Below are 23281 nucleotides of genomic sequence, written 5' to 3'. Positions count from 1 at the left end.
GACGACCTTGGCCACCACGACCACCGAATCGATCACGACGGCGGACCGCCGCCGCCGGGGCGGAGCCGCACCGCGCCTCCAGGCCGGCGTCCGCGGACGCGCCAAGCGCGTCGATCCGCTCTTCCTCCTGTTCCTCGTCCCCACGCTCGTGCTCTTCACCCTCGCCATCACGCTCCCCGCAGCGATGGGCATCGTGCTGAGCTTCACGAACTCCGTCGGCTTCGGCGAGTTCCGGTTCACCGGCCTGACGAACTACGTCGCGGTCTTCTCCGACCCCGCGATCCTGCAGGCGTACCTGTTCACCATCGGGTTCTCGCTCGTCACCGTGCTCCTGGTGAACGCCGTGGCGTTCCTGCTCGCGATCGCGCTGACGTCGAAGATCCGCGGCAAGATCGCGCTCCGCGGCGTCTTCGTCCTGCCGATGGTGATCTCCGGCATCGTCATCGCCTACGTGTTCTCGTTCCTCTTCGCGAACAGCCTGCCGGCGCTCGCGACCACGCTCGGCATCGCCCCGCTCGAGCAGAGCATCCTGGCGAACCCCGACCTGGCGTGGGTCGCGATCGTCGTCGTGACCGCCTGGCAGGCGATCCCGTCGACGCTCCTCATCTACATCGCCGGCGTCCTGTCGATCCCCGGCGAGGTGTACGAGGCCGCGGCGCTCGACGGTGCCAGCGCCTGGCGGCAGCTGGTCTCGATCACCGCACCCCTGACGGCGGGCTACATCCTCATCAACCTCGTGATCGGGTTCAAGAACTTCCTGAACTCGTACGACATCGTCGTCGGCCTGACCGACGGCGGCCCGGGCACCTCGACCACGACGGTCGCGATGTCGATCTTCAAGGGCTTCAGCGGCGGCGACTACGCGTACCAGATGGCGAACGCGACGATCTTCTTCGTGATCGCCGTCGTCATCGCCGTGATCCAGCTGCGGGCGACCCGCGGGAAGGCAGCGCTCTGATGACCATGCAAGCACCCCTCCGTCCGGGCACGACGGCGACCGGCAGCATCCGGTCGGTCGACGCCGACCGCACCGCCGGACGCCGCGGTGAACGGTTCAACTGGCCGGTCACGATCGTCCTCGCGCTGTGCACCCTGTCCGTCCTCGTCCCGCTCTACGTCACCGTGACGATGGCGTTCAAGACCACGACGCAGGCCGTGGACGGCAACGCGTTCTCGCTGCCGGCGCCGTTCAGCGTCGACGGCTTCGTGCAGGCCTGGGAGCTCACGGACTTCCCGCGGGCGTTCGGCGTCTCGGTGCTCATCGCGGCGATCACCGTCGTCGGGACGATCCTGCTCGCGTCGTTCACGGCGTACGCCATCGCCCGGAACTGGGAGCGCCGCTTCTTCCGCTGGTCGTTCTTCTACCTGCTCGCCGCGATGTTCCTGCCGTTCCCGGTGCTCGCACTGTCGCAGGTGAAGCTCACGGGCCTCGCCGGGCTGGACAACCCGTTCGGCGTCGCGATCCTGCACGTCATGTTCCAGCTGTCGTTCAGCGTGCTGCTCTTCACCGCGTTCCTGCGCTCGATCCCGGCCGAGCTGGAGGAGAGTGCCCGCATCGACGGTGCGAGCACGGGGCAGGTGTTCTGGCGACTGGTGTTCCCGCTGCTCGCGCCGATGAGCGCCACCGTCGGCATCTTCGCGTTCCTGGCGTCCTGGAACGACTTCGTGATGCCGTCGCTGATCACCTCGGACCCGGCGCTGCAGACCCTGCCGGTGCTGCAGCAGATGTTCCAGACGCAGTTCAGCAACAACTACAACGTGTCGTTCGCCTCGTACCTGATGGCGATGGCCCCGGCGATCATCGTCTACCTCGTCACCCAGCGATGGGTGATGGCCGGCGTGACCCAGGGCGCGATCAAGTGACCCCGCCGTCGCCGTCGCCGTCCGCGACCGCGGACACGAACGCAGCCGCAACTACCACGACCACCACCCGCACGAACAACGAAAGGCCCGACGTGACCGACACGCTCGTCCAGCCCGCAGCCGCCACCGACGCCGAGACCTGGTGGCGCCAGGCGAGCGTCTACCAGGTGTACCCCCGCTCGTTCGCCGACGCGGACGGCGACGGCATCGGCGACCTCCGCGGGGTGACCTCGCGGGTGCCGTACCTGGCCTCCCTCGGCATCGAGGCCGTCTGGCTCAGCCCGTTCTACCCGTCGGCACTGGCCGACGGCGGCTACGACGTCGACGACTACCGCGACGTCGACCCGCGTCTGGGCACCCTCGCCGACTTCGACGAGATGGTCGATGCCCTGCACGGCGCCGGCATCCGGGTCATCGTCGACATCGTGCCGAACCACACGAGCGACCGGCACGCGTGGTTCCGCGAGGCACTGGCGTCGCCGAAGGGCAGCCCGGCTCGGGACCGCTACGTGTTCCGCGACGGCACCGGTCCCGACGGGTCCGAGGCGCCGGCCGACTGGGTGTCGATCTTCGGCGGACCGGCCTGGACCTCCGTGGGCGACGGCCAGTGGTACCTGCACAACTTCGCGACGGAGCAGCCCGACCTGAACTGGGCGAACCGCGAGGTGCGCGACGACTTCCTGCACACGCTGCGCTTCTGGTCGGACCGCGGGGTCGACGGCTTCCGCATCGACGTCGCGCACGGCCTGGCGAAGGACCTGCCCGCGGGCGAGCTGCCCACGTGGGCCGAGGTGCTCGCCGCCCCGAAGGACGGCTCGCACATCCTGTGGGACCGCGACGACGTGCACGAGATCTACGCCGAGTGGCGGAAGGTCTTCGACGAGTACACCCCGGCCCGCACCGCGGTCGCCGAGGCGTGGGTCGCAGCCGACCGCCGTGCCCGGTACGCCAGCGCCGAGGGACTCGGGCAGGCCTTCAACTTCGACCTGCTCGAGGCGGACTTCGACGCACAGCAGTTCCGCACGATCATCGAGTTCAACCTCGGGCTCGCCGAGCAGTCCGGCTCGTCGACGACGTGGGTGTTCTCGAACCACGACGTCGTCCGGCACGCCACCCGCTACGCACTGCCCGCCCGCAACGGCGACGAGCAGAAGCAGGGGTCCGCGTGGTTGCTCGCGGGCGGTGACCAGGCGGCGCTCGACCGTTCGCTCGGACTCCGTCGGGCGCAGGCGGCGACGCTCCTCGAGCTCGCGCTGCCCGGCTCGGCCTACCTGTACCAGGGCGAGGAGCTCGGCCTGCACGAGGTCGGCGACATCCCCGACGCCGAGCGCCAGGACCCGGCGTTCTTCCGGAACCCGGGCGTGGACGTGGGCCGTGACGGCTGCCGCGTGCCGATCCCGTGGACGCGGCAGGGGTCGTCCTTCGGGTTCGGCGACGGCGGCTCGCACCTGCCGCAGCCCGCGTGGTTCGCGCAGGTCTCGGTCGAGGCGGAGGACGCCGACCCCGACTCGACGCTGAACCTGTACCGGAAGGCCCTGGGCCTGCGCGGCCAGCTGCAGTCCGAGGAGCACCTCGAGTGGCTCGAGACCGGTCGCGACGACGTGCTCGCGTTCCGCCGGCCGAACGGCTGGACGAGCGTGACGGTGTTCGGCGACGAGCCGTACGCACTCCCCGCCGGCGAGCTGCTGCTCGCCTCCGCGCCGGTGGCAGACGGCGCACTGTCGGGTGTGGGGACCGCCTGGTTGCGTTCCTGACGGAACCCGGTGGCGGACGGGAGGCGCGGTGCGGGCAGGCACCGCGCCTCCCGTCCGTCGTGTGGTCACCTCGGTCGTCGCCCACCGGGCAGGACCGGGCGTGCCAGGTGGGAACGGGCGTACCGGGTCGAACCGTTCGACCAGGTACGCCCGTTCTCGCTTCCCACCGCACGTGCGATGGGAAGGAACGGGCGGCGGAACTCGCGGCGGCCGCCGGTAGGGTCGGCAGCATGAGCGGCGCGAGCATCAGCGTGCGGGACCTCGTCATGCGCTTCGGGGACCGGGACGTCGTCGACGGGCTGTCGTTCGACGTGGCCCCCGGCGAGACCTTCGGGCTGCTCGGCAGCAACGGATCGGGCAAGACCACCACGATCCGGGCGCTGCTCGGCATCACGACGCCGATCTCCGGCACCCTGCTCGTCGACGGCGCACCGTACCGACCCGCGACCGGCGGCATCGGGTACCTGCCCGAGGAGCGCGGGCTGTACCGCAAGGAGTCCGTGCTCGACGTCATGACCTACTTCGGCACGCTGCGGGGCCTCCGCCGCACCGAGGCCGCGGCGTGGAGCACCGAGTACCTCGAGCGCGTCGGGCTCGCCGACCGCGCGAAGCTCCGTGTCGACAAGCTGTCCGGCGGGCAGCAGCAGAAGGTGCAGCTCGGCATCACGATCATGGACCGACCGCGCCTGCTCATCCTCGACGAACCGACGAAGGGGCTCGACCCGGTCAACCGTCGGCTGCTCCTCGACCTGGTCGACGAGCGGAAGGCGGACGGCGCGACCGTGGTCCTCGTCACGCACCACATGGACGAGGTCGAGCGCCTCTGCGACCGCATCCTGCTGCTCAAGGACGGCCGGGCAGCCGCGTACGGCAGCATCCCCGACGTGCAGGACGCCTTCGGCGGCGCCGTCGCCCGGGTGCAGCTCACCGGCACGGTCCCCCGTTCTCCCCTGTACCGCCTCGCCCGGCACGAGGGTCACGTCGCCCACCTGGTGCCCACCGAGGCAGCCGCGGTGGACGGGTCGGACATCCTCGCCGCGCTCGTCGGCGCAGGTGTGCACGTGACCGCGTTCGAGATGCGCCGCATCCCGCTCGACGAGATCTTCGTCCAGGTCTACGGCCACGACGCCGGGGCCGACCAGGCCCCGGCCGGCCGGGCGTCGACGCAGCACACCACCGCGAGCGGGGCGGCGGCGTGAGCCGGCTCGGGACGGTCGTGCGCTTCGAGTTCGTCCGCGCCGTCAAGAAGCCCGCGTTCTGGATCGGCACCCTCGCGCTCCCGATCGTCGTCGTCCTGGTCTCGGTGCTCGTCGGCGTCGGACAGGCGGCCGGCTCCGACTCGATCTCGTCGAGCGCCTCGGCGGCGAAGACCTCGTTCCGGTACGTCGACCACTCGGGCCTGGTGTCGGCGCGGGTCGCGGCCGAGTGGGGCGGGTCGCCGTCCGACGACCCGGCCGCCGACCGCGCGGCCGTCCGGGCGGGCACGCTCGAGCTCTTCGTCGAGTACCCGGAGAAGCCGTCGGCGCAGGCGATCCGGCTGGATGCCGCCGACCGCGGACTGTTCGAGAACGGTGGCTACTCCTCGCTCGCCGAGCGGGTGCTGGAACGCAGCGTCGCGGCCTCGGTCGGTGACGACGAGGCCGTCGCGCTCCTCCGCGCCCCGCCGTCGACCGACCTGACCACGTACGCCGACGGCCGCGTCGCACCGGGCTGGCTGTCGATCGTCCCGCCGCTGCTCTACGCCCTCGCGTTCTTCGGCATCGTGATCCTGCTCGCGACCCGCATGGTGACGGTGGTCGTCGAGGAGAAGGAGAACCGCATCTCCGAGATGATCCTGACCGCGGTGACGGCCGGTGACCTGATCCGGGGCAAGGTCCTCGCCATGTTGCTCGTCGGGCTCGTGCAGGTCGGGGTCGTCGTGCTGCCGGGGCTCGCGGTCGCCCTGGTCGCACTGCCCCTCGTCGCGTCGCGGCTCGGCGGCCTGACGGTGGACCCGTGGCGGATGGTCGTCGGTGCGCTGCTGCTCGTCGGCGGGGTGCTGCTCGCCTGCGGGCTCTTCGTCGCCGTCGGCGCTGCGGTGCCCTCGATCAAGGACGCCTCGACGCTGCAGTCCGCCGCGATCTTCGCCCTGATCATCCCGCTCTACGCGGCGTTCTTCGTGATGACGACGCCGTCGTCGCCGGTGGCGGCGTTCTTCACGTACTTCCCCACCTTCACGCCGATCACCGCCATGGTCCGGAACGCCGTCGGATCGCTGTCCGTCGTCGAGTCCGTCGTCTGCATCGTCGAGGTGTTCGCCGTGGCCGCGGTGCTGCTCTGGTTCGCCGAGTACCTGTTCCGCCACTCGGTGGCGCAGTACGGGTCGAAGGTCACGGTGCGGCAGATCGCCGGCTGGCGCCGGGGCCGAGCCCGGGCACGCTGACGCGGTCCGACGGACGCGGGTCGTCGACGGGCCGACGGGTGTCGACGGCGGCACCGCTCGTGGGTCAGCCGCGGACGAGCACCTCGTCCACGTCCCAGGCCACGGCTTCGGGCTCACGCCAGCCGTGCCGGAGCGTGTGCACGGCACGGTCGTACTCGACCAGGACGTCGAGGTACGGCCGGACGAGCATCTGCAGCTGGAGTCCCTCGTAGACCGCGAGCAACTGGGTCGCGGCCTGGTGGGCGGGGATGCCGATGGTCTCCCGACCGGCGTCGACGTCGCGCTGCAGCCCGACGGTGAGCTCCTCGACGTACTCCTCGAAGCGTTTGCGGAAGAAGCCGGCGAAGTCCCGTTCGGACGCGGCGAGGGTCACGACGCCCGCGAGCACCCGGACGAGACCGGGGTCGGCGACGTCCTCGGCCAGGGTCATCCGCACGTGCTCGAGCGTGCACCGCGGCACCGACGACCGGCGGGATCCGCGGAGCTGCAGCCAGCGGTCGTAGACCACCAGGAGCAGTCCGTCCCAGGTCGGGAAGAGCCGGTCGACGACCGTGCGGTCCACGCCGCAGGTCTCGGCGACCGTACCGACGTCGACCTCGTGGAACGGGTGCAGCCGGTAGGCCCGGATCGCCCCGCGCACGATCCGCTCGGCCAGCGACGCGTCGTCCTCGACGGACCCGCCGTGCATGTCTGCCATCCCGACAGTCCACCGCACCCGGCCCCGGCGTGTCTCCACCCAGTGCGGGGGCCAGGCAACACCTGTCGAGCGCGTCAGCCCACCGTCACCGGCGCCGCCGAGGGCTTGCGCCCCTGCTGTACCCAGACGAAGAACCCGGTCAGGGTGAAGGCGCCGTAGAAGACGTACATGAGCCCGGACGCGTAGTAGCCGGCCGAGAAGAGCAGCGGCACCCCGACCAGGTCGACCGCGACCCAGATCAGCCAGAACTCGACCCAGCCCTTCGCCATGCCGTACGTCGCCAGCACGGACCCGACGAAGATCCAGGCGTCGCTCCAGACCGGCTCGTACGAGCCGAGGGCCCGGAACACGGGCGTCAGGACGGCGGTGCCGCCCACCAGCGCCAGCACCAGCAGCCCCCGGGTCGACCAGGAGGCCCACCGCGGCTCGACGACGGTCGTCGCCTCGTCCGCGCGGTGCGTCCACCGGTACCACCCGTAGACGCTGACGACGATGAACATGACCTGTCGGCCGGCCTGGCCGAGCAGGTTCACCGGGTTCGGGGTGTCGAAGAGCGCACCCATGAACACCGTGAAGAGCAGGGCGTTCCCGAGGATCCCCACCGGCCACGCCCAGACCCTGCGACGCATCCCGCCGAGCGCACTGAGCAGCCCGAACACGTTGCCGATCACCTCGCGCCAGAGCACGGTCTGGTCGCCGATGACGAGCTGCGCGTCGAACAACCACCGCACGATGCCCATGGGCCCTCCTCGTTCCGAGACCGTGCAACCGTACGGGCAGCGGGCGCATTCCTCCGGCCGCGCGACCCCGTGTGACGTGCCGGTCTAGGCTCGGGCAGCGTGACGGACGGGCTCGTGGAGGACGCGGTGCGGCGAGCGCAGACCCTGCTCGACCACGCGGCCGCGCGCCTGCGGGCAGCCGGCGTCCGCGACGAGGCCCTCGGCGAGTACGTCGAGCCCCGCGCGGTCCTCGGGATCCGTCGGGAGCCGACGATCCGCTCGCTCGGCCGGGTCTGGCGCGTCGGAGCCCTGCTGCTCGGATCGTCCTCCGAGACCGCCGGCGGGGTCTGGGCGACCGGGCAGATCACCCGCGTGACCGACCCCGGACGCCAGCAGTTCGTCTCGGTCTCCGCCGAGGTGCGCCGCGCCTACCGGGCGGCCGCGGCGAAGGGGCACTTCGCCGCGGGCGACACGGTCAACCACGGCGCGGTGCCGATCCCGCTCGACGACTCGCTCGTCGGGGCCGACGGTGTGCTCGCCGTGGTCGACGGCGAACCGGTCGTCCGCTGGTCCCCCACCTCCGGAACCGCCGTGCCGCTCGAGGACTACCTGCGGGACCGGGTCGCGCTGCTCGTGGACCCGCCGAGGGGCGCGACCGACTGAGCTGCGTCCGACGCAGGTCGGACGGTCAGGCTCCTCCGGAGTCGGACTCCCGACGCCCCGCCGCCACGCGGTCGAGCCACTCCGCCAGGACAGCGCGCTCGGCTGCCGTCAGTCGGTCGAGTTCCTCGACGCCGGCGCGCAGGGTCGACGCCGCGGTGCGGAGCGCCCGGTCGGGACCGGCGACGATGTCGCGCTCGGGGACGACGACCTGCGCCTCGACCGCGGCCCAGACCGTCTCGGCCAGGGCAGGGTCGCGTCGGCCCTCCGGTTCGCCCAGGATCGCGAGCACGGCACCGGTACCGGCCGCGTGCACCAGCCGGACCGCCTCCGACGCCCCGACGAGGAGACGTCCGGCCACCGCGACCCGTCGCAACCGTTCCTCGAGCACACGCAGCCCGGCCGCCACGGCGGGTGACCCTCGCCCGCGACGCGGGTCGCTCATGATGACGAACAGGTCGGGGTTGGCGAGCCCGAAGGCGATGGTCGCGTCCCATCCCGCGCGGAGCGCCTCGACCGGGTCCGTCCCGTCCGCTCCGGCGGCGTCGACCATCGCGGCCTTCTCGGCGCTGAACACCGTCGTGACGTGCTCGGCGACCGCGTCGAGCAGTCCGTCCTTGTCCCCGAAGAGCCGGTAGATCGTGGGCGCCTGCACTCCTGCTCTCGCGGCGACCGCTCGCGTCGTCACCGCGTCGACACCGCCGTCGTGGAGGAGCTCCGCAGCGCCGACCACGATGCGCTCGCGGACGTCGCGACGGGAGTCGATCGCCGGTGCGGTACTGGTCACGGATCAACGCTAACAGGTGCTTGCTTCCACCGGAAACCAGCGCTACGGTTCTGGTGTTTCCACCGCTAACACGAACGAGGCCACCATGATCACGATCACCGGAGCGACCGGCGCACTCAACGGCGCCACCGCCGACCACCTCCTCGACCACCTCCCGGCATCCCGGCTCACGGTGGTGACACGGGACCCCGCACGCGCCGCGCGGTTCGCCGAGCGCGGCGTGACGGTGCGTCACGGCGACTACGACGACCCGGCGGGCCTGGTCGAGGCCTTCGCCGGCTCGGACCGCCTGCTGCTCGTCTCGTCGAACGACCCCGGAGGGGACACCGTCCGGCAGCACCGGAACGCCGTGCAGGCCGCGGCGAGCGCCGGCGTCGGACACGTCTTCTACACGAGCCACCAGGGCGCGGGAGCGGCGTCCCCGTTCGTGCCGGCACAGCACCACGCCGCCACCGAGGACCTGCTCGCCGAGTCGGGCCTCCGGTGGACCTCGCTCCGGAACGGCTTCTACGCCCACAGCCTGCAGTGGCTGCTGGGGCCGTGGCCGGAGACGGGGACGGTCGCCCTGCCGGCAGACGGACCGGTGTCCTGGACCGCCCGTGAGGACGCAGCCGAGGCGGCCGCCGCCCTGCTGCTGCAGGAGACGCCGGCCGAGGGACCGGTGACCGTCACCGCGACCGCGGCACCGACCTTCGGGGAGCTCACGGACCGGCTGGCCGAGCGCGTCGGTCGCGACGTCGGCTTCCGGCTCGTCGACGCGGAACAGTGGGTCGGCGGCGCCGTCGCGGCGGGGCAGGACGAACGCATGGTCCGGTTCCTGCTCGGCATGTACGAGGCAGCGGCCGGAGGGTGGTTCGCGGGGACGGACCCGACGCTCCGGACGCTGCTCGGCCGCGAGCCGAGGTCTGCGGACGACGCACTCGACGCCGTCGTCGCCGGCACGCGCTGAGCGGACGCCGTCGTGCCGGTCGGCCTGCCGCGAGCGCGACGCCCCGGCCGACCGGCCGACCGGCCGACCGGCATCAGTGGCGCGACCGCGCGGTGAGCCACTCGTCGAAGGACGGTCCGACCACCTCCGTACCCACGTCCGGCAGGAGCGCACCGTCGCGGAACGCGCGCCCAAGCCGACCGGGGATGCGGAGCGGCAGCGCACGGATGCCGGGAGCGGGCAGCGACTCCGTCATCGCCAGCAGTGTCGTCCGCCGCGGCCCGGCGACCTCGACGCGTCGCTCCCTGCGCTCACCCGAGACGACCTCCGCCACGACGGCGGCCACCGCGGTCAGCGCCACGGGAGCGATCGTCATCGCCGGGACCAGCGCGACGCGACCGACACCGAAGCGCTCGGCGTTCTGCTCCGCGAACTCGTGCCACTGCGTCGAGCGCACCACCGACAGTTCGGCACCGGTCGTCGCGGCGGCCCGTTCCTGCGCTGCCTTGCCGGCGAAGTAGCCGTACCCCTGCACCTCCGGACGCTCGCACCCGAGGACCGAGAGCAGGACGTGCCGCGCCCCGACCGCTGCGGCAGCCGAACCGACCGCGGTGGTCGACCGGACGAAGAAGTCGGTGGCTCGTCGGCGGCTCGTCGTGAAGCGACCGGTGGCCTCGACCACCACGTCGGCACCCCGGAGCACAGCCGCGACCTCGTCGCGCAGGACGTCGAACCCCGTCCGCCGCGACGACACCTGCACCGCCCAGCCCCGCGCGGCGATCGCCGCTCCGATCGCTCGACCCGATGTTCCCCCGCCGACGACGACTGCGCGCACGACACCCTCCCGATCGATCCTCTACAGATGTAGAGAACAGTACGATGTCCTGGCCGAGAGGGGAAGCCATTGGGACGACGCGACGACCTCGCCGACGCAGCGGTCCGCCTCGTGGCGCGCGGCGGCGCGCGGTCGCTCACCCACCGCGGCGTCGACACCGAGGCAGGGGTCCCGCCCGGGTCGACGACGTACTACGCGTCGACCCGGCACGCACTGCTCGCGCTGGTGGCGGCGCGGATCACCGAGCAGCTGGCGTCCGACGTCGCCGGACTCCAGCTGCCGGAGGACCCGGACGACGCCTCGGTCGTCGCGGTCGCCACCGGGTTCCTCGACGCACTCGCTGCTCGCGGCGATGCACAGGCCGCCCGGCTCGCGCTCCTCGTCGAACTGCGCGACGACCCCGGACTGCGTGCTCCCCTGACCGGCGCCGACCCGGTGCGTGACGACCTCGTCCGAGCGGCACGGACCCTGCTCGACGGCATCGGCGTCGTGGACCCGGACGGCTCCGCACGGGACCTCGTCGGGATCGTCGACGCCCTGCTGCTCTACCGGGTCGGCGCGGTCGCAGCCGTCGATCCGACCGCGGTGCTCACGGCCTACGTCGCCGGGCTCCCGCGGAGGTGAGCCCCGCGGCGGTCAGGCGCCGAGCCGGTCGACCACCGCAGCACGGGCCATCGCGTCGACACCCTCGCCGAGCGCTCCCCTGCTCACCGACCAGAGGGCGGACTCGACCAGCCGCGCGGTGCACCAGGCGGTGATGCGGTCCGGGGAGTGGCCGGTCGTGTCCGACAGCACGGCGACCCGGTGCCGGACGGCGCGCAGGGGGTCGCCCGTGCGGAAGGGGTCGCCGACCTGCACGAGCACCGGGCTCAGGTCGTAGGCCGGATCGCCGACCATCGGCTTCGGGTCGATGACGAGCCACGGCTCCCGGACCGCCGCGAGCACGTTGCCGGGGTTCGCGTCCCCGTGCACGACCACCGACCGTGGGGCGTCGCGGGGCAGGGTGCGGAGCAGGTCGGTGCCGCGGCGCACGAGTCCGGGGTCGAAGGGTGGCGCGAGCTCGAGCATCCGGGCTTCGGCGAGCGCCGCCCACTCCGCGGCGACGTCGGCGACGGACTCGAACGGGTGGTCGTCCGGGATCCCGGTCGCCCAGAGCCGCGTGAGCAGACCACCCGCGGTGCGCAGGCGCTCCTCGGCCGGCACGTCGTCACGCTGCACGAGGCGGGTGCCGGGGTCGCAGCGCTCGAGCAGCAGCACGAAGGGGTCGTCCGGGTCCACGGCGAGCAGGCGGACCGCCCCGGCGCCGTCCCACCACCCGAGCGCTGCTGCCTCGTGCTCGGCCTCGCGGTGCGGCAGGGACAGCTTGAGGACGGCATCGCCGCCGTCGGGCAGCCGCACTCGGACGACGTGCGAGACGCTGCCGCCCGCGTACGGCTCGCCGGGGCGCAGGTCCCAGCGCTCGACCGCGCGGGCGAGCAGACGCGGGACGGACGCACGCCAGTCCTGCTCGGTCGGCCACATGCTCGGAGCGTACCGAGCGCCGGGACGGGGGTGGCGGGGCGGGGGCGATCAGGGCCTCCAGTCCGACCCCCGAACGGGGTACGCACGTGTCCGCCGCAGCACCGACTGCCGCGGCGTCCGGGCGGGTCTACCGTCTGTTGCGGGCGGCAACGGGGCCGTCCGACGACGAATCGAGCATCATGCAACGACGGATGAGCACGCTCCTCGCGACGATCACGGCGGTCGGACTGGTCGGCGCCCTGGCGCCGGCCGTGCAGGCACAGGCAGCCGTGCCGACCAGCGACACCCCGGACCTCGGCAGCAACGTCAAGGTCTACAGCCCGTCGACACCGACCTCGACCATCCAGGCCGACGTGGACGCGGCGTTCGACTCGCAGCTCCGCAGCAGCGGGGCGCAGTTCGGCTCGCAGCGGTACGCCTTCCTCTTCAAGCCGGGCAGCTACGGTCGGCTCTGGGCGAACCTCGGCTTCTACACGTCCGTGGCCGGCCTCGGCAAGAACCCGGACGACGTCACGATCACCGGTGCGATCAACGTCGACTCCGGGTGGAACGCCGGTGACGAGAAGAACGCGACGCAGAACTTCTGGCGGTCGGCGGAGAACCTGTCGGTCGTCCCCGAGGGCGGCACCGACCGCTGGGCGGTGTCGCAGGCCGCACCGATGCGGCGGGTCCACGTCAAGGGGAACCTGACGATGGGACCGTCGAACCAGGACGGCGGTCAGGGCTACTCGTCCGGTGGGTACATCGCCGACTCGAAGGTCGACGGCACCGTCACCAGCGGGTCCCAGCAGCAGTGGTACACCCGGAACTCCTCGCTCGGCAGCTGGCAGGGCGGGAACTGGAACATGGTGTTCTCGGGGGTGCAGGGCGCTCCCGCGAACGACTTCTCGAAGAGCTGGACCACGCTGTCGACCACGCCGGTGACGCGTGAGAAGCCGTACCTGTACATCGACTCGTCGAACAAGTACCACGTGTTCGTGCCGTCGCTGCGGACGAACTCCACCGGGGTGACGTGGCCGAACACGCCGGGGACCGACATCCCGATGCGGAACTTCTACGTCGCACACCCCGGTGACAGCGCGACGACGATCAACAGCGCGCTGGCGCAGGGGCTGAACCTGTTCTTCACCCCGGGCACGTACCAGCTGGACGCCGCGCTGAACGTCACGCGTCCGGACACCGTCGTCACGGGCATCGGCTTCCCGACGCTCGTGCCGACGAAGGGCAACGCGGTCCTCACCAGCTCGGACGTCTCGGGTGTGAACGTCTCGAACCTCGTGGTCGACGCGGGGACGACGAACAGCGCGCAGCTCGTCCGACTCGGCACCGGCGGCTCGCACGTCGACCACGCGTCGAACCCGCAGAGCATCCAGGACGTGTTCTTCCGCGTCGGGTCGAGCATCCAGGGCAAGGCGTCGACGACGCTGCAGGTCAACGCGGACGACACGCTGGTCGACCACATCTGGGCGTGGCGGGCCGACCACGGCGGAGCGGCCACTGGGTGGAACGTCAACACCGGCGCCACGGGTGTCGAGGTGAACGGGGACGACGTCCTGGCGACCGGGTTGTTCGTCGAGCACTACCAGCGGTACGAGGTGCTGTGGAACGGCAACCGGGGTCGGACGATCTTCTTCCAGAACGAGATGCCGTACGACGTGCCGGACAACGCCTCGTGGCAGAGCCCGACCGGAGCCGGGTACGCGGCGTACAAGGTCGCGTCGGGGGTGTCGAACCACGAGATCTGGGGCGGTGGTGTCTACTGCTTCTTCAACACGAACCCCTCCGTGCACGCAGACCGGGCGTTCGAGACGCCGACGGGCGCGGGGATCCGGGCGCACGGGCTCGTGACGGTGTCGCTCGGTGACACGGGCACGATCTCGAGCGTCATCAACGGGGTCGGTGGGGCGGTACCGACGCCGGCGGGCAACACAGCGCCGAACCGGCTCGCGTCGTACAACTGACCGGGCCGGCCGGCCGCGACGGGGCCGTCGGCGGCCCTCGGTCGCACGACGGGCCGTCGGCGGCCGTTCCGGTCGCACGACGTGGTCGTCGGCGGCCGTTCCGGTCGCACGACGTGCCGTCGGCGGCCGTTCCGGTCGCACGACGTGCCGCGCCCGCCGAACACGAGCGGCACGTCGTGCGACCGGAACGCGGCCGCCGGGCCAGCCCCGGCCGCCGACGCCGACGTCGGGGCACACCGGCCGTCAGCCGGGCGTCAGCCGGGCGTCACACGCCGCCGGTAGCGTCCGGGCATGGCACCCGACCACGGCAGCACCGACGCCGGCAGCACCGACCGCACCCGGCTCGTCCTCCCGGGGCAGTACGGACCGCTGTTCGACGACGGCGGCCCCGCGCTGGTGGTCGAGGCGCGCGAGTTCTTCACCGCCCGACCGATGCACCGGGCGAAGGCACACCTCTGGTTGAGCGCCCTCCGCCACCGGGTGCGGGAGCTCGGCGACCGGGCCGAGCACGTGCAGGTCGAGGGTCTCAAGGACGCCCTGGTCGGCCGGGACGACCTCGACGTGGTCGACCCGCCCTCCCGCACCCTGCGCGCGCAGGTCCGGCACTGGGGCCGTGGCACCGAGATCCTGCCGAGCCGCGGCTTCATCACCGACGAGGCCGAGTTCGCCGAGTGGGCCGCCGAGCGCACCGGCCGCTTCCGGATGGAGACCCACTACGAGCGGGTCCGCCGCCGCGAGGGCTGGCTCATGCACTCGGACGAGCCGATCGGCGGGAGGTTCAGCCTGGACGACCAGAACCGGGAACCACCGCCCAGGGGAGCGACCACGCTCGGGCTGCCCGATCCGTGGTGGCCGACCGAGGACGAGATCGACGACGAGGTCCGCCACGACCTCGACCGCTGGGAACACGACGGCCTCGTCCGCTTCGTCGGCAGGGACGACACCCGCCGCTTCGCCGTGACCGCCGACGAGGCCCGGCAGGCCCTCGACGACTTCGTGCAGGTCCGGCTCGGGGACTTCGGGCCGTTCGAGGACGCCACGCTGACGAACGACTGGACCATGGCGCACTCGCTGCTCAGCGTGCCGATGAACCTCGGCGTGCTCGACCCGTTCGAGGTCGTCGAAGCAGCCCTCACCGCGCACCGCGACCACGACGCCCCGCTCGCGAGCGTCGAGGGCTTCGTCCGCCAGGTCGCGGGCTGGCGCGACTACGTCTGGCACCTCTACTGGTGGTTCGGCGACGACTACGGCGCCGAGGAGAACGCCCTCGGCGCACACGAGCGGCTCCCCCGCTGGTGGCAGGAGCTCGACGCGTCCGAGATCGACGCGGTCTGCCTGTCCACCGCGATGGAGGGTCTGCACGACCACGGCTGGCTGCACCACGTCCAACGGCTCATGGTGCTCGGCAACTGGGCCCTGCAGCGGGGCTACGACCCGGTCCACCTGACGGAGTGGTTCACCGACGTGTTCGTCGACGGCACCGACTGGGTGATGCCCGCGAACATCATCGGGATGTCGCAGCACGCGGACGGCGGGATGGTCGCGACGAAGCCGTACGCCTCCGGTGGCCGCTACATCGACCGGATGTCGGACCACTGCGGCGGCTGCCGCTACGACCCGACGAAGCGGCTCGGCGAGGACGCGTGTCCCTTCACCGCCGGCTACTGGGCGTTCCTGTCGCGCACCGAGCCCGCGCTGCGGGAGAACAACCGGATGGCGCGGCCGCTGCAGCAGATGCGGAAGCTGGCGGACCTCGACGAGGTGGTGGACCAGGAGGCGCGGCGCGGCACGCCCTGACCGGCCCCGCGGTACCAGGTGACCAGGGGCGGACGGGAGGCACGTGGCGGCGGCGCCACGTGCCTCCCGTCCGCCACCCGGTCGCCCGGTTGCGTCGGTGGGCAGGAACGGTCGGGGCGCCACCGCCCACCCGACGGTTGCTGCTCCACCGCGCGAGGGAGGCGCCCGCGTGGAGCGCACCGGTAGGGTCGGCTCGTGGCCAGCAACGACGCATTCGACGACCGCTACGACCTGCGCGAGTTCGCGCCGACGACCGACGCCGAGGGGGCGCCGACGCCGGAGACCGAGGCGTGGATGCGCGCCGTCGGGTTCGGGTTCCACGAAGCCCACCCCGACGCCGAGGGTGCCGCGCGGATGGCGTCGCACTTCCTGGAGGACCAGGAGACGTTCCTCGGCGTGTACCTGCGCGACCCGTTCCCGGGCTCGGTCGACGAGACGTGGCCGGCCGGGACCTTCACCTGGTTCCGCAAGCGCCTGACGTGGGCCGAGGGCGCCGCGATCGACACGCAGGCGATCTCGGCCGTGACGGTCCGACCGACCGAGCGTCGGCGCGGGATCCTCCGCCGCATGATGACGCACGCGCTCGAGCGCGGCGTCGCCGAGGGCTACGCCGTCGCGTCCCTCACCGCGTCCGAGGGCACCATCTACCGCCGCTTCGGCTTCGGCTGCGCGATCCGTGAGCGGGCGGTGACCGTCCGCCGCGAGCGGGCACTGCCGCTGCTCGCGCCGACCACCGGCACCGTCGCGGTCGTCACGCCGGAGTGGCTCGCCGAGGGCACCGGGCGCGCCGTGTTCGACCGGTTCGACGCACGCACCCCGGGCTCGATGGTCCGGAACGCCGGCACGTGGCCGATCGTGTTCGGGCTCCGCGACGGCGAGGGCCAGCCCGCGAAGGACGTCCGCGCCGCGGTGCACCGCCCCGACGACTCCGACGAGGTCGACGGCTACGTGACCTGGCGCGTGAAGGAGGGCAAGGGCGACACCGTCCTCGAGATCGTCGACCTGGTCTACGCGAACGATGCCGCGTACCTGTCGCTCTGGGAGTTCCTGCTCTCGATCGACCTGAACGACGTGGTGCAGTACAGCCGCTCGCGGCTCGACGACCCGATCGTCGCGGCCCTCGGCGACAACCGCGCCTACGACGTCGAGCACGAGGAGGACCACGTCTGGCTCCGGGTGCTCGACGTGCCGGCGGTGCTCAGCAGCCGGCCGTACGCGGTCGACGGTTCGGTGACGCTCGCCGTCTCCGACGCGATGAGGTTCGCGTCGGGCACCTACCGGCTCGACGTCACCGACGGGCAGGGCACGGTGACGCGCCTGTCCGACGGCGCCGACGGCGAGGCCGACCTGCGGCTCGACGTGGCGGACCTCGGCGCGGTGCTCATCGGCTCGGTGTCCCCGGTCACCCTCGCCGCGGCCGGACTCGTGCGTGCGGCGGACCCGACGGCGCCCGCGCTGCTCCGGGCGATGCTCACGCCGGCCCGCACGCCGCACGGGATCACGTACTTCTAGGCGTGCGCCAGGCGCGCCGCCCGCTGCACCACGACCAACCGGAAGCACCTCGCGCCACGGAACCCCATGGCGCGAGGTGCTTCCGGTTGTGCAGCAGCACGCCGCACCACCAAGCGCGCCGACACATGGCGAGCCGACGTTGCGCGTCGCGGGCCCGGGCTGCCGGCCGAGCGGGGACCGGCACCTACGCCCGGCGACGCACCCGTGGGTCGACGAACGCGTAGACGACGTCCACGATCACGTTCGCGGTGACGATGAGCAGCGCCGAGAACACCGTGAAGCCGACGACCACCTGCAGGTCGAGGGTGTGCACCGCGTCGATGAGCAGCGCTCCGAGGCCCTGCATCGAGAACACCTTCTCGGTGATGACCGCGCCGCCGAGCAGCGACCCGAGGTCGAGCCCGAACAGCGTCACCACGGGCAGGATCGCGGTCCGGAGTCCGTGCCGCACGACGACCTGCCGCTCCCGCAGGCCCTTCGCACGCGCGGTCCGGACGAAGTCCTGCGACATCGACTCGAGCATCTCGCCGCGGGTCAGCCGCGCGTAGATGGCCGCGCTGATGAAGGCGAGCACGCACCACGGCAGCACCAGGTGTGTCACCCACCCGACCGGGTCCTCGACGAACGGCACGTACCCGCTCGTGGGCAGCCAATCGAGGGTGAACCCGAACAGCAGGATCGCGAGCAGCCCGATCAGGTACGCGGGCGAGGACACCCCGGCGACGGCGACCGTCATGACGGCGCGGTCGGCCAGCGTCCCCCGCTTGAGCGCGGACACCGTGCCGCCCGCCACACCGGCGACGAGCCACAGCACGGCCGCCCCGACGGCGATCGACGCGGTCACGGGCAGGCGCGACGCGATGAGGTTCGTGACGCTGTCGTGCAGCTGGAACGAGTACCCGAAGCACGGCGCCGCGCACGTGATCGTGGAGGCCCCGGAACCGAAGGTGCGACCGGCGAAGATGCCGGCGAGGTACGCCCCGAACTGCGCGAACCACGGCTTGTCGGTGCCGAGGAACGCCTGCACGTCAGCGAGCCGCTCGGGCGTGCACGGCTTGTCGCAGATCGCCCGGGCCGGGTTCGTGGGCAGCAGCATGAACAGCGCGTAGGTGATCGCCGCGACGACGAACAGCACGACGACGGCGCCGAGGATCCGGACGGCCAGGAAGCGGACGGTGCTCATCGGTCGCCCCCGCGCGGGTCGAGGGCGTCGCGCAGGGCGTCACCGAGCACGTTGAAGGCCAGGGTGATGAGGAACAGTGCGGCTCCGGGGAAGACGAGGTACATCGGATCGGTCTGCACCCAGCCGATCGCGTCGCCGATGCTGCGGCCCCACGACGGCGTCGGCGGGTTCACCCCGACGGCCAGGAAGGACAGCGCGGCCTCGGCGCCGATCATCGACGGGATCGAGATGGTCGCGTAGACGGTGATCGTCGCGGCGAGGTTCGGCAGGAGCTGCTTGCGGATGACGTGCCAGCGCCCCGCACCCATCGCGGTCGAGGCGACGACGTAGTTCCGGCTCACGAGCGAGAGCGTCTGCCCGCGCACGACGCGGGCGACGGAGGGCCACCCGAAGAACCCGATCACGAGCACGACGAGCAGCGGCTTCGGGAACGAGGTCGGCACGACCGCGGTGAGCGCGATCATGAAGACCAGGGACGGGAACCCGAAGATCACGTCGACCACGCGCGACAGCACCCGGTCGTACCAGCCGCCGAGGAACCCGGTGGTGACACCGACGAGCACCCCGATCACGATCGACATCGCGGTCGCGGCGAGCCCGATGCCGAGCGAGGTCCGTGCGCCGTAGGTCACGATGGCGAACAGGTCCCGCCCGGTCAGCGGCTCGACGCCGAACCAGTGCTCGCCGCTCACGCCGCCGGCAGCACCGCGGGGAGCCCCGAAGTCGTTCAGTGCGTCGACGTCGTAGCTGTACGGGTTCCGCCCGGTGGCGGCGGCGATGAGCGGTGCGGCGATCGCCACGACGACGAACACCGCGATGACGATCGCGGCGGCCACGGCCCAGCGGTCCTGACGGACCCGGCGCACCACGGCGCGGAACCCGGTGGTCCGACCGGCCGACGCGGAGACGGGCCGGTCGACGACGTTCGCGGTCACGAGACCACTCCTTCCCAGGCACGCCAGGCCTCGCGGCGGGCGGCTTGTCGCGCGGGATCGGCGACCGGGGCCGCCGCGAGCAGCATGCGCGTGTAGTCCTGCTGCGGGTGGTCGAGCACGGCGGAGGTCGCGCCGCGCTCGACGATGCGGCCGTCGTGCAGCACGACGACGTCGTCGGCGAGCTGGCGCACGACGGCCAGGTCGTGGCTGATGAGCAGCATGCCGAAGCCGAACTCGTCCTGCAGGTCTGCGAGCAGGTCGAGCACGGCGGCCTGCACGGTGACGTCGAGGGCGCTGGTCGGCTCGTCGGCGATCACCAGGGCCGGTCGGAGCGCCAGTGCCCGGGCGACGGCGACGCGCTGCCGCTGGCCGCCCGACAGCTGGTGCGGGAACCGTTCGGTCCACGACGGGTCGAGCTGCACCGCGGACAGGAGCTCGCGGGCGCGGTCGGCGCGCGAGGCCGGTGTGCCCTCGCCGTGCACGAGCAGCGGTTCGGCGATGCTCCAGCCGATGGTCTGTCGCGGGTTCAGCGACGACGCCGGGTCCTGGAAGACGATGCCCACGCGGCTGCGGAGCTCGCGCAGGCGCTTCCCGCGTGCGGTGCGCAGGTCGTTGCCGTCGACCTCGACCGAGCCGTCCACGACGGGGACGAGTCCGGCGAGCGCGCGGCCGATGGTCGACTTGCCGGACCCCGACTCCCCCACCAGGCCGAGCGTCCGGCCGGCCGTGAGTTCGAGGTCGATCCCGTGCACCGTGGGGTCGCCGCGGCGTGCGTAGCGCACGGCGACGTCGCGCAGGCGCGCGACCGCGGCTCCGGGCTCGGCTGCCGACGCGAGCCTCGCGCTGGGCGACGTTCCTCGCGCCGCGGAGCCCGAGGACGGTCGCTGGGCCCGAGACTCGGCATCGTGGCCGGACTCGGCCCCCGACCCGGCCGCGGCCGACGGTGCGGACGCGGGGTGTGCCTCCAGGGCGGGGACCGCGGCGAGGAGCTCGCGCGTGTAGTCGGCCTCCGGGTGCGCGAAGACGTCGGCGACCGCTCTGTGCTCGACGGGGTCACCGCGGCGCATCACCAGCACCTCGTCGGCGACGTCCGCGACCACACCCATGTCGTGGGTGATGAGCAGGACGGCGAGGTCGCGTTCGCGACCGAGCCGACGCAGCAGGTCGAGGATCCCGGCCTGGACCGTCACGTCGAGTGCGGTCGTCGGCTCGTCGGCGAACAACGCGACGGGGTCTCCCGCGAGCGCCATCGCGATCATCGCCCGCTGGAGCTGCCCGCCGGACAGCTCGTGCGGGTAGGCCTTCCGGATCCGGGCCGAGTCCGGCAGCCCGGCAGCCCGGAGCAGCTCGTCGACGCGGGCGGAGACGCCCGCCCGGTCCAGGTCGGTCGGGTGCGCCCGCACGGCCTCGGCGATCTGCGTGCCGATCGCCAGCACGGGGGTGAACGAGTTCATCGGTTCCTGGAACACGACCCCGATGCCCGCACCACGGACGGCGCGCAGCTCGTCCACGGAGGCGCCGATGAGCTCGGTCCCGCGGAACCGGGCGCTGCCCGACACACGGGCGGAGGGTGGCAGGAGTCCGAGCACGCTCATCGCGCTGACGGACTTGCCCGAACCGGACTCGCCGACGAGCGCGAGCACCCGGCCGGGCGTCAGGGTGAAGGAGACGTCACGGACGACGGGCTCCGCGTCGCCGAACGCGACGCGGAGCCCCTCGACCTCGAGCAGCGGTGCACTCACTGCGAGAGCGAGACCTTGAGGTAGTTCGGGTAGGCCGGGAAGTCCGCGATGCGGAAGTTCTCGACGTTCGACCCGGCCAGGAAGGACTGCTTCGCGTAGATCAGCGGGACGACGGGGGCGTCCTCCATGATCCGCCGGTCCGCCTGCGCCCACAGCTCCTGCGCCTCGGACTGGTCGACCGTGCCGGTCGCCTTCGCGATGAGGGCGTCGACCTCGGGGTTGCTGTACTTCGAGACGTTGTACCCGCCCCCACCGATCTCCGACGAGTCGTAGAGCGGCTGGATGTTGGCGTTCGCGCTCGGGAAGTCCGGCTGCCAGCTCGACAGCGAGAGGTCGAAGTCGGTGCCGTTCGTCGTCGCCTGGGTGAACGAGTCGTAGTCGAGCGGCTTGAGCGTGACCGTGATGCCGGCGCGCTTCAGGCCCGCCTGCAGGGCCTGCGCCTGGGACAGGTAGGTCGGGTCGTTCTGCGTCACCAGCGTGAGCTTCAGGTCCTCGGCACCGGCGTCCTGCAGCAGCGCCTTCGCCTTGTCGACGTCGCCCGTCGCGCCGGTCTCGTACAGGTCGTAGTCCTGGCGTCCGGCGATGCCCGGCGTCACGAGCGTCGACGCGTACTCGCCGGCGAGCGCGCCGCCGGCGGCGATGCGGAACGACTTGCGGTCGACGGCGTACTGCAGCGCCTGGCGGACCTTCAGGTCCTTGAGCGCCCCGCGCTGCGTGTTGATCGCCATGTAGGTGATCGGGCCGGCCTTGCTCGTCGCGAGGCGGTCCTGCGCAGCGGGGTTGGCGCGCACCTGGTTGAGCTCGGCGGCACCGAGGAACTGCGCACCGAACGCGTTCTTCGCGTCACCGTTGTCGGCGATCAGGCTCTGCGTCGTGGTCGACGCGTCCTGGCTCTCCTTGAAGACGATCTTCGACGGACCGGCCGTGCGGATCGCGTCGGTCTTCGCGCTCCACTCCTTGTTCCGGACGAGCGTCACCTGCGAGCCCTGCGTGTTCGACTCGATCTGGTAAGGGCCGCTCGACACGGGCTTCGCGTCGTACGCGCCGGTGTCCTTGCCCTCGCCCTCGGGCACGGGCGCGAACGCCGGCATCGACGCGAGCCACGGCCAGTCGCCGTACGGGGCGTCGAGCGTGAAGACGATGGTCTTGTCGTCGGGGGTCTCGATGCTGTCGAGCGTCTTCCCCTCGAACGGGCCCTGGTAGTCGGAGCCGCCGACCAGCAGGGACTTGTGGTAGCTCAGGCCGCCGGTGAGGTTCGGCGCGAAGGACCGCTCGATCCCCCACTTGATGTCCTTCGTGGTGATCGGCGTGCCGTCCTGGAACTTCAGGCCGTCCTTGAGCGTGTAGGTCCAGGTCCTGCCGCCGTTGCTCGACTCACCCGTGGTGGTCGCCAGGTCGGGGACGACCTTCGCGGTCTTCCCGGGCTGGACGTCCCAGGTGGTCAGGCGGCGGGCGACCAGGCCCATCGAGGTGATGCCGAGGCTCTGGCTCGTCGCCGGGTCCCAGTGCAGCGCGGTCTGCGCGGTGAGGATGTCGAGCGTGCCGCCCTTGCTCGTGCCGGTGGACGCGTCGTCCGACGCGCCGCCACCCGAGCAGCCGGTCAGCACGAGGGCTGCGGCGGCGGCGACGGCCGCGGTGATCGTCAAGCGCTTGGGGCGGTGCATGGTGTGCTGCTCCTCGTGGGGGGGGGGTGGGGGTGTCGAGCGCCGCCGACCGGGGGTCCGGTCTGCTGCGGCCAGCGTCGTCGTGGTGGACGGGGTGTCCGTCCCGGTTCGGGTGGCCGGGCGGTCCATGGTGGCACCGGTCGGTGCGCGGACCCGAACGCTCGCGTGGTCCGGACGACATGCAACGCAACATTGCACGACGCAACAGCACAACGCCTGCGGCTCGAGCGTATTCCCGCGGCGCGCGAGGCGTCCGGTCACGCCCGACGGACGGCGACGACGGACACCGGTCGGGAGGCGC

Annotated in this window: 20 protein-coding genes; 11 read left to right on the top strand and 9 right to left on the bottom strand. The window is 72.2% G+C overall.

Annotated elements, in window-relative coordinates; genetic code table 11:
- The first annotated feature begins 7 nt into the window (after positions 1–7).
- From Q9R28_RS10575 to Q9R28_RS10555, 5 genes are all read left to right on the top strand, one after another.
- Positions 8–958, top strand: coding sequence for a carbohydrate ABC transporter permease (locus Q9R28_RS10575; RefSeq protein ID WP_066655553.1), 951 nt, complete (start codon positions 8–10; stop codon positions 956–958).
- Entirely contained in the window at positions 958–1863 is a 906-nt protein-coding gene (locus Q9R28_RS10570; RefSeq protein ID WP_066655554.1) for a carbohydrate ABC transporter permease, read from the top strand. Before Q9R28_RS10575 ends, Q9R28_RS10570 begins: the two co-directional genes overlap by 1 nt.
- A gap of 92 nt (positions 1864–1955) precedes the next feature.
- Positions 1956–3617, top strand: coding sequence for a glycoside hydrolase family 13 protein (locus Q9R28_RS10565; protein ID WP_311206051.1), 1662 nt, complete (start codon positions 1956–1958; stop codon positions 3615–3617).
- 230 nt (positions 3618–3847) lie between these two features.
- Complete coding sequence (locus Q9R28_RS10560) at positions 3848–4816, top strand: ATP-binding cassette domain-containing protein (RefSeq protein ID WP_311206050.1); 969 nt, start codon at positions 3848–3850, stop codon at positions 4814–4816.
- On the top strand, positions 4813–6039 hold the full coding sequence (locus Q9R28_RS10555; RefSeq protein ID WP_066655562.1) for an ABC transporter permease: 1227 nt from the start codon (positions 4813–4815) through the stop codon (positions 6037–6039). Before Q9R28_RS10560 ends, Q9R28_RS10555 begins: the two co-directional genes overlap by 4 nt.
- Positions 6040–6103: 64 nt before the next feature.
- Here Q9R28_RS10555 and Q9R28_RS10550 read toward each other — a convergent pair whose 3' ends face one another.
- Together Q9R28_RS10550 and pnuC are read right to left on the bottom strand one after the other, a co-directional pair.
- The gene (locus Q9R28_RS10550) at positions 6104–6736 is read right to left on the bottom strand and encodes a TetR/AcrR family transcriptional regulator (RefSeq protein WP_311206049.1); all 633 of its coding nucleotides are present in this window, start codon (positions 6734–6736) and stop codon (positions 6104–6106) included.
- 74 nt (positions 6737–6810) lie between these two features.
- Entirely contained in the window at positions 6811–7476 is a 666-nt protein-coding gene (gene pnuC / locus Q9R28_RS10545; protein WP_066655568.1) for a nicotinamide riboside transporter PnuC, read from the bottom strand.
- A 99-nt stretch (positions 7477–7575) separates the two neighbouring features.
- On the opposite strand from pnuC, the gene Q9R28_RS10540 reads away from it, so the two are divergent.
- The gene (locus Q9R28_RS10540; RefSeq protein ID WP_311206048.1) at positions 7576–8118 is read left to right on the top strand and encodes a hypothetical protein; all 543 of its coding nucleotides are present in this window, start codon (positions 7576–7578) and stop codon (positions 8116–8118) included.
- Positions 8119–8143: 25 nt separating this feature from the next.
- On the opposite strand, the gene Q9R28_RS10535 is transcribed toward Q9R28_RS10540, so the two are convergent.
- Entirely contained in the window at positions 8144–8902 is a 759-nt protein-coding gene (locus Q9R28_RS10535; RefSeq protein WP_311206047.1) for a TetR/AcrR family transcriptional regulator, read from the bottom strand.
- Positions 8903–8987: 85 nt separating this feature from the next.
- On the opposite strand from Q9R28_RS10535, the gene Q9R28_RS10530 reads away from it, so the two are divergent.
- Complete coding sequence (locus Q9R28_RS10530; protein ID WP_311206046.1) at positions 8988–9851, top strand: NAD(P)H-binding protein; 864 nt, start codon at positions 8988–8990, stop codon at positions 9849–9851.
- Between the two features lie 73 nt (positions 9852–9924).
- Here Q9R28_RS10530 and Q9R28_RS10525 read toward each other — a convergent pair whose 3' ends face one another.
- Positions 9925–10665: a hypothetical protein gene (locus tag Q9R28_RS10525; RefSeq protein WP_311206045.1), complete on the bottom strand. Its 741-nt coding sequence runs from the start codon at positions 10663–10665 to the stop codon at positions 9925–9927.
- 69 nt (positions 10666–10734) lie between these two features.
- Here Q9R28_RS10525 and Q9R28_RS10520 point away from each other — a divergent pair, with 69 nt between their 5' ends.
- A complete protein-coding gene (locus tag Q9R28_RS10520; protein WP_311206044.1) occupies positions 10735–11289 on the top strand; it encodes a hypothetical protein in 555 nt (184 codons plus the stop codon).
- A gap of 12 nt (positions 11290–11301) precedes the next feature.
- Here the strand turns inward: Q9R28_RS10520 and Q9R28_RS10515 are convergent, their stop codons facing one another.
- Entirely contained in the window at positions 11302–12186 is an 885-nt protein-coding gene (locus Q9R28_RS10515) for an aminoglycoside phosphotransferase family protein (protein ID WP_311206043.1), read from the bottom strand.
- A gap of 191 nt (positions 12187–12377) precedes the next feature.
- On the opposite strand from Q9R28_RS10515, the gene Q9R28_RS10510 reads away from it, so the two are divergent.
- The 3 genes from Q9R28_RS10510 (at position 12378) to Q9R28_RS10500 (ending at position 17456) form a co-directional block, all read left to right on the top strand.
- Positions 12378–14147, top strand: a complete 1770-nt coding sequence (locus tag Q9R28_RS10510; RefSeq protein WP_311206042.1) for a hypothetical protein — start codon at positions 12378–12380, stop codon at positions 14145–14147.
- A 291-nt stretch (positions 14148–14438) separates the two neighbouring features.
- Positions 14439–15944 (top strand): cryptochrome/photolyase family protein, encoded by a 1506-nt coding sequence (locus Q9R28_RS10505; protein ID WP_311206041.1) that lies wholly within the window; start codon positions 14439–14441, stop codon positions 15942–15944.
- Between the two features lie 195 nt (positions 15945–16139).
- Entirely contained in the window at positions 16140–17456 is a 1317-nt protein-coding gene (locus tag Q9R28_RS10500) for a GNAT family N-acetyltransferase (RefSeq protein WP_311206040.1), read from the top strand.
- Between the two features lie 184 nt (positions 17457–17640).
- Here Q9R28_RS10500 and Q9R28_RS10495 read toward each other — a convergent pair whose 3' ends face one another.
- The 4 genes from Q9R28_RS10495 to Q9R28_RS10480 are packed head-to-tail and all read right to left on the bottom strand — an operon-like array spanning position 17641 to position 22980.
- Entirely contained in the window at positions 17641–18639 is a 999-nt protein-coding gene (locus Q9R28_RS10495; RefSeq protein WP_311206039.1) for an ABC transporter permease, read from the bottom strand.
- Complete coding sequence (locus tag Q9R28_RS10490; RefSeq protein WP_251161016.1) at positions 18636–19574, bottom strand: ABC transporter permease; 939 nt, start codon at positions 19572–19574, stop codon at positions 18636–18638. Before Q9R28_RS10490 ends, Q9R28_RS10495 begins: the two co-directional genes overlap by 4 nt.
- Positions 19571–21316: an ABC transporter ATP-binding protein gene (locus tag Q9R28_RS10485; protein ID WP_311206038.1), complete on the bottom strand. Its 1746-nt coding sequence runs from the start codon at positions 21314–21316 to the stop codon at positions 19571–19573. Before Q9R28_RS10485 ends, Q9R28_RS10490 begins: the two co-directional genes overlap by 4 nt.
- A complete protein-coding gene (locus tag Q9R28_RS10480; RefSeq protein ID WP_209685711.1) occupies positions 21313–22980 on the bottom strand; it encodes an ABC transporter substrate-binding protein in 1668 nt (555 codons plus the stop codon). The genes Q9R28_RS10485 and Q9R28_RS10480 overlap by 4 nt, the downstream gene beginning before the upstream one ends.
- Between the last annotated feature and the right edge of the window lie 301 nt (positions 22981–23281).

The organism is Curtobacterium sp. BRD11, from assembly GCF_031844345.1.
Taxonomy (GTDB): Bacteria; Actinomycetota; Actinomycetes; order Actinomycetales; family Microbacteriaceae; genus Curtobacterium.
The sequence above is the reverse complement of the archived record's forward strand: the minus strand, read 5'-3'. Positions and strand labels throughout refer to the sequence as shown.